This window comes from Gemmatimonas sp. (assembly GCF_046594945.1).
Classification (GTDB): domain Bacteria; phylum Gemmatimonadota; class Gemmatimonadetes; order Gemmatimonadales; family Gemmatimonadaceae; genus Gemmatimonas.
In genome coordinates this window covers 1-5,281 of record NZ_JBKJRB010000103.1, presented here as the reverse complement: position 1 = coordinate 5,281, position 5,281 = coordinate 1, and the positions used below count along the sequence as shown (strand labels likewise).

The window sequence follows — 5,281 nt, the reverse complement described above, 5'->3', positions numbered from 1 at the left end:
AGCTTCACTTCGGCGTCGAAGGGGATCTTGATGGCGGCCGACTTGTTTACCGGCACGCGCCAGATCTCGCCGCCGTACGACACCACGACCGACTTCGAATCGGGCATGAAGCTGAAGCCCGGATACGCGTCCATCGGCGCGCGCGACTCGGTGTCGTCGCGCTGCACGGGGAACGCCAGCCAGTCTTCCTGCTGCGTCTCGAGATTGCGAAGGCGCAGTCCCGTCTTCGTTTCGAAGCGCGTGCCGTATACGAGATACCGGCCATCAGGCGACAGCGTGGGGCGGAAGCCCGACCCGAAGCGCGTGGACATCTGCGACACGCGTCCCGTTTCCTTGTCCCACACATACAGCTGGAACTGCGCGCCGATGCTGTTGTACTGCCAGTCACCGGTGCGAGCGGCAAACCACATGTAACGTGGGTCCTTGCCGAAGGCCGCCCCAAGCAGCTTCTGAGTGGCCGGCAGCGTGGGCTCGGTGGTGAGCGGCAGGCCGTTGCCGCCATTCACGTTGTACATCCAGAGTTTCGCCGCGCCGCCCAGCCCGCTGCTGCGCGAACTCACCACGTACGCGCCATCCGGTGTCCACTCCGGCGACACGTACATGTTGTTGTTGCCCTTCGTGACCTGCGTGGTGTCCTTGCCGTTGAGCGACTGAATCCAGACGTTCTCGCCACCGGAGCGGTCGGAGATGAACACGACTTTCCGGCCGTCGGGGGAGAAGCGCGGCTGCGCGTCGAAGGCCATGCCGCTGGTCAGGCGCGTGGCGCGGCCGCCGGCGATCGGCATGGTATACAGATCACCCAACAGATCGAAGACGATCTGCGAGCCGTCCGGCGACACATCGAGGGACAGCCAACTGCCCTTGGTGGTCGTGAAGGTGTGGGTGCGCGCCGTTTTCAGCGGTAGTGAATCGGCGCCGGCTGCCGGCCCGTCCTGTGCGCCGACCGGTTGGGTAGTCGAAGCAGTCGCGGCGATGAATGCCAACAGGAAACGAACGGTGGCGCGATGAGGCCGAGACTGAGACAGGCCTTGGGACGGGGAAGGCAGCACGCGGGGTACTCCGGCAAGAGTGGACGTCAGAGAAAAGATACCGCGCAATTCATGACGCGCAGTTCCCGCCCGGTGCGGCACCTGAGAATTGCTGCGCAAAGAACGGCAACACGCGCTGCTCGAAGCGTTGTCGCGTGCGATTGGTGTGGTCGCCGGCAAATACGTCAAGCCGATAGGGAATGTTCGCGCGGGCCAGTCCGTCGGCAAACGCGCGCGATCCCAACGGCACACTGGCGATCGCGTCGTCGAGACCGTACTCGATCACGACGGCGCAACTGCGCCGCATACCCGTGGCATCCTTCGCCAGCAAATCGACGGGCAGGAACCGCGACCAGGCACCCGGCTGGTCGTACGGCGCGCCGAACGCCGCCGTCATGGCACGGGCAATTCGCACACGGCCGGCCATGGCGGGCGTCGGCACCACCGTGGTGTCGCGAACGTAGCGCCACACGTCACTGGACGGTGCCAACTCGCCGACCAGTGCGGTGCAACACGGACTCATCGCGTACACCGAGCCGAACACATCGCCGTGCCTCTGCGCGAGGTACAACGCGCCGAAGCCGCCCATCGATTGTCCGGCCAGCCCACGCGAGACGCGTTCGGGACGCGTGCGATAGCGAGCGTCGATGAAGCGCACCAACTCATCGGCCGCAAAGTCTTCCCATTTGCCGAAAGCCGCCGAGTTCACGTAGAAGCCGCCGCCCATGGCGTTGTCGGCACTCGGCATCACCACCAGAAACTCACCCGCATCGACCCGCCACAAACTGTCCATCGTCTGCTGCAGGTCGAGCCCCTGATAGCTGCCATCGAGCCACTCGCGCGGATGCGACGTGAAGCCATGCAGCAGGTACAACACCGGAAAGCGCCGGTTCGGCGTGCGGTCGTAGCTGGGTGGCGTGTACACGAACACTTCGCGATCGGGCGTATCACCGATGCTGTTGCCGGCAATGGCCTTGGAGCGAATCGTGTCGACGAGAATGCGACCCTGGGCGGTGGCCGGCGCAGGAGCGCCGAGCACGAGCAGCAGGAGCCGCCGGAGGAACCCGAGAGATCGGCGCATGTGAATATTCTAGCGTGGTGGCGCTAATTCACCACGCGAATCGTCATCATGCCGTTGTGGTGAATCGCCCGGGCGCATAGCGCCGTGCGCGGAGGCATGTTCCGAGTCGCGCCGCGGCCGCGCGGCCAGGTACAGCGCTTCGCGGGGATGTGACCACCCCGTCAGACTGACCGAGGTGGTTCGTCACACAACCGCTCACCGCGCGTCAGAAAAAGATCACCGGCGTCAGGCCGAGCTTCGCCGCTCGCGCCGCAAACGCCGTGAGGTCGTTGTCCACCAGTGCCTTGAACTGCACCTTGAGCGTGTCCAACTGCGCGCGCAGCAGGCCATACACTTCCACCTGCTGATCCGTCGGACGGAAGTCGGCGCTGGAGGCCGCCACGTCACTGCCAACGGACGCCAGCTTTTCGTACAGCTGATTGGGGGTGCGAAACGCGTCTTCGCGCGCCCCGGTGAGCGCCACATCGTACAACTTGGACTCAATGGCGATCACCTTCTTCGCCACGCTATCGATGCCCTTGAGGAACGCTTCGGCGTCGGCGGTTTTCGGATCGCGCCCGGGCGACGCGCCGTATTCCTTGGCATCTTTGATCTTTTCTCGCAGCATGAATTTCAGCTGCTCCAGTCCGCGGCGCGTCCACTCCGCTTCATCGATGAGCGCCACATTTTCGTTGAGCGCATCGCGAATGCGCAACGCCAGCGCCACCTGCGCCGTGATGTCGGCGTCCGTTCCTTCGCTGTTGGGATCGCGGAGCACACGCACCGACTGCCGCACCGTGTCCGCGCCGTATATCATCGCCACCGTGTAGCTGCCCGGGGCCACTAACGGCCCGACCTGACCACCCACCAGATCAAGGTCCCAGGCCACGAGCGGGCGTGAGTCCAGCACTTTCACCGTCGTAGTGCCCGGCGGCGCCGTGCGCAGCTTGGCCTTGCGTGGCCCTTCATGGCGGAGATCCCAGAGCGCCCGATTCAGGCCGCGTTTCGCCGGCGCGGCGGAAAACTTCCGGATCAACTCGCCCGATACGTCGTACACGCGGAACTTCACCGAATCTTTGGCCGTGGAATCCTTGGCCAGGTCACGGATGGTGTAGTTGATGGTCGCGGCCAGCGGCGGGTCGTCGCCGTTCACCAGCGAATTCGTCGCCCCAATGGGCGTGGCCACCTTCCGGAAACGATACGCATTGCGCAGCGGCAGCAACGCCACCGGCTTGTTCGCCAGCGAATCGGCCATGGTGCGCAAGTACGAAATATCGTCGGCAATCCAGAATCCGCGCCCGTACGTGGACACCACCAGATCGTGGAAGTGGCCCTGAATCTGCAGCCAGCTCACGGGGGCATGCGGCAGCGCTCCGTTGATCTCTACCCAGTGTGCGCCGTCATCCAGCGACACGTACAGCGCGTTCTCCGTGCCCGCGTATAACATGCCGCGGCGCACCGGGTCTTCGCGCACGACGTGCACATAGCTGAATACGCTCTTCGGGATATCGCTGCTCAGGCGTGTCCACGTGCGGCCATAGTCTGTAGTCCTGTAGAGGTACGGATCGCGATCGTTGATCAGGTGCGCATCCACCGCCATATACGCCGTTGCCGCATCGTATTTGCTGGGTTCGATGTTGGCGATCGTGCTCCACTTGGGCAGACCGGGAATGTTGGCCGTGAGATTGGTCCAGCTGGCACCGCCGTCTCGGGTCACGTGCACCAACCCGTCCATCGTCCCCGCCCAGATCAGGTTCTTTTGCAACGGCGACTCGGCGATCGCAAACACCACCGTCACGTTTTCAACAAACAGGTTGTCGATCACGAATCCACCAGACGACTGCTGCTTGGTACGGTCGTTGGATGACAGATCGGGAGAGATCAAGGTCCAACTCTGTCCCCCGTTTGTGCTCTTGTGCACGAATTGAGAGCCCACGTACACGGTATTGTGATCGTGTGGTGACAGGTGGATCGGAAACGTCCACTGAAAGCGGTACTTGAGATCTTTCGGCGGCACGCCGTATCCCGCCTCCGGCCACGGCTCAACAGCGCGCGCCATGCGCGTCTGCAAGTCAAAGCGCTCGAGGCCGGCATCGTAGCATCCGCTCCACACCGTACGACCATCAATGGTATCAGGAATCGCCCATCCGCTTTCGCAGCCGCCCACGGCGCTCCACACCCCGAGCGTACGATTGCCGCGCGAGTTGCTTGGGCCACCGTACGAATACCCGTCCTGTCGATTGCCATACAGGTTGTACGGAATCTTGGTGTCGGTCGCCACGTGGTACATCTGCGCATTGGGCAGCGCGATGCGCGTAAAGGACTTACCGCCATCGATGGTGATGCCCACGCCGCCGTCGTCGCCCACCACATACCGGTCGGCATCGGCCCTATCCCACCAGATGTCATGCAGGTCGCCACCCGCCCGCGGCGACGGCGACATGAGCGTCAAGCCACCGTCCGTGGTTCCCACAAATCGCACACCAACAAAAAACACGTTGTTCGCATCAACCGGATTGATGCCGAACCGGGTGTAGTACTGCGGCCGCTCCAGCAGGTCGTGGTCCTTGTTCACCGCGCGCCACGTACGGCCCCCGTTGTCGGAGCGATAGAACGCCGGCTCCTTCATCTCGATCAGCGCATACACTCGCTGCGGATCGCTTCGCGCCACGCCCAGGCCGATCTTTCCCATGGTGCCGGTCTTGGGCAGCCCCTTGCCCCACCCTTCCCCGCTTGCGCCTCCGTCCAGTCGCACCCACGTATCGCCCGCATCACGCGACATCCAGATCCCGCTGCCTGTTCCACCGGAGTTCTTGTCCCACGGCACGATATACTGCTGCCAACTGGCGGCAAACAAAATGCGCGGATTCGTCGGATCCATCGCCACATCAATAATGCCCGTGCTGTCGTTGACATACAGCACCTTCTTCCACGACGCACCGCCGTCAGTGGTGCGCCACAATCCGCGGTCCGTTTGCGGACCGTACCCATGGCCTTGGGCAGCCGCGTACACGACGTCGGTGTTGGTGGGGTGGATAATCACCCGACCAATCCGCCCGGTGTTCTCCAACCCCATGCGCTTCCAATGCGCGCCGGCATCGGTTGAGCGATAGATACCGTCACCAATGCTCACATTACTGCGCAGAAACGTCTCGCCCGTTCCAAACCACACCACATTCGGATCGCTCGGCGC

Annotated in this window: 3 protein-coding genes; all 3 read right to left on the bottom strand. The window is 63.4% G+C overall.

Annotated elements, in window-relative coordinates; translation table 11 throughout:
• Positions 1 to 983: TolB family protein (locus tag ACLL97_RS12805; protein ID WP_411280862.1), on the bottom strand; the 983-nt coding region annotated here is incomplete at its 3' end.
• Positions 984 to 1,098: 115 nt separating this feature from the next.
• Positions 1,099 to 2,109 (bottom strand): alpha/beta hydrolase, encoded by a 1,011-nt coding sequence (locus tag ACLL97_RS12800; RefSeq protein WP_411280861.1) that lies wholly within the window; start codon positions 2,107 to 2,109, stop codon positions 1,099 to 1,101.
• A 205-nt stretch (positions 2,110 to 2,314) separates the two neighbouring features.
• Positions 2,315 to 5,281 (bottom strand): WD40/YVTN/BNR-like repeat-containing protein (locus tag ACLL97_RS12795; RefSeq protein ID WP_411280860.1); only part of this gene is annotated, 2,967 nt, incomplete at its 5' end.

What these genes read in the sequence shown, in the direction of transcription:
- ACLL97_RS12800 (WP_411280861.1), bottom strand. Translation starts at nt 2,109, where the DNA reads ATGCGCCGATCTCTCGGGTTCCTCCGGCGGCTCCTGCTGCTCGTGCTC.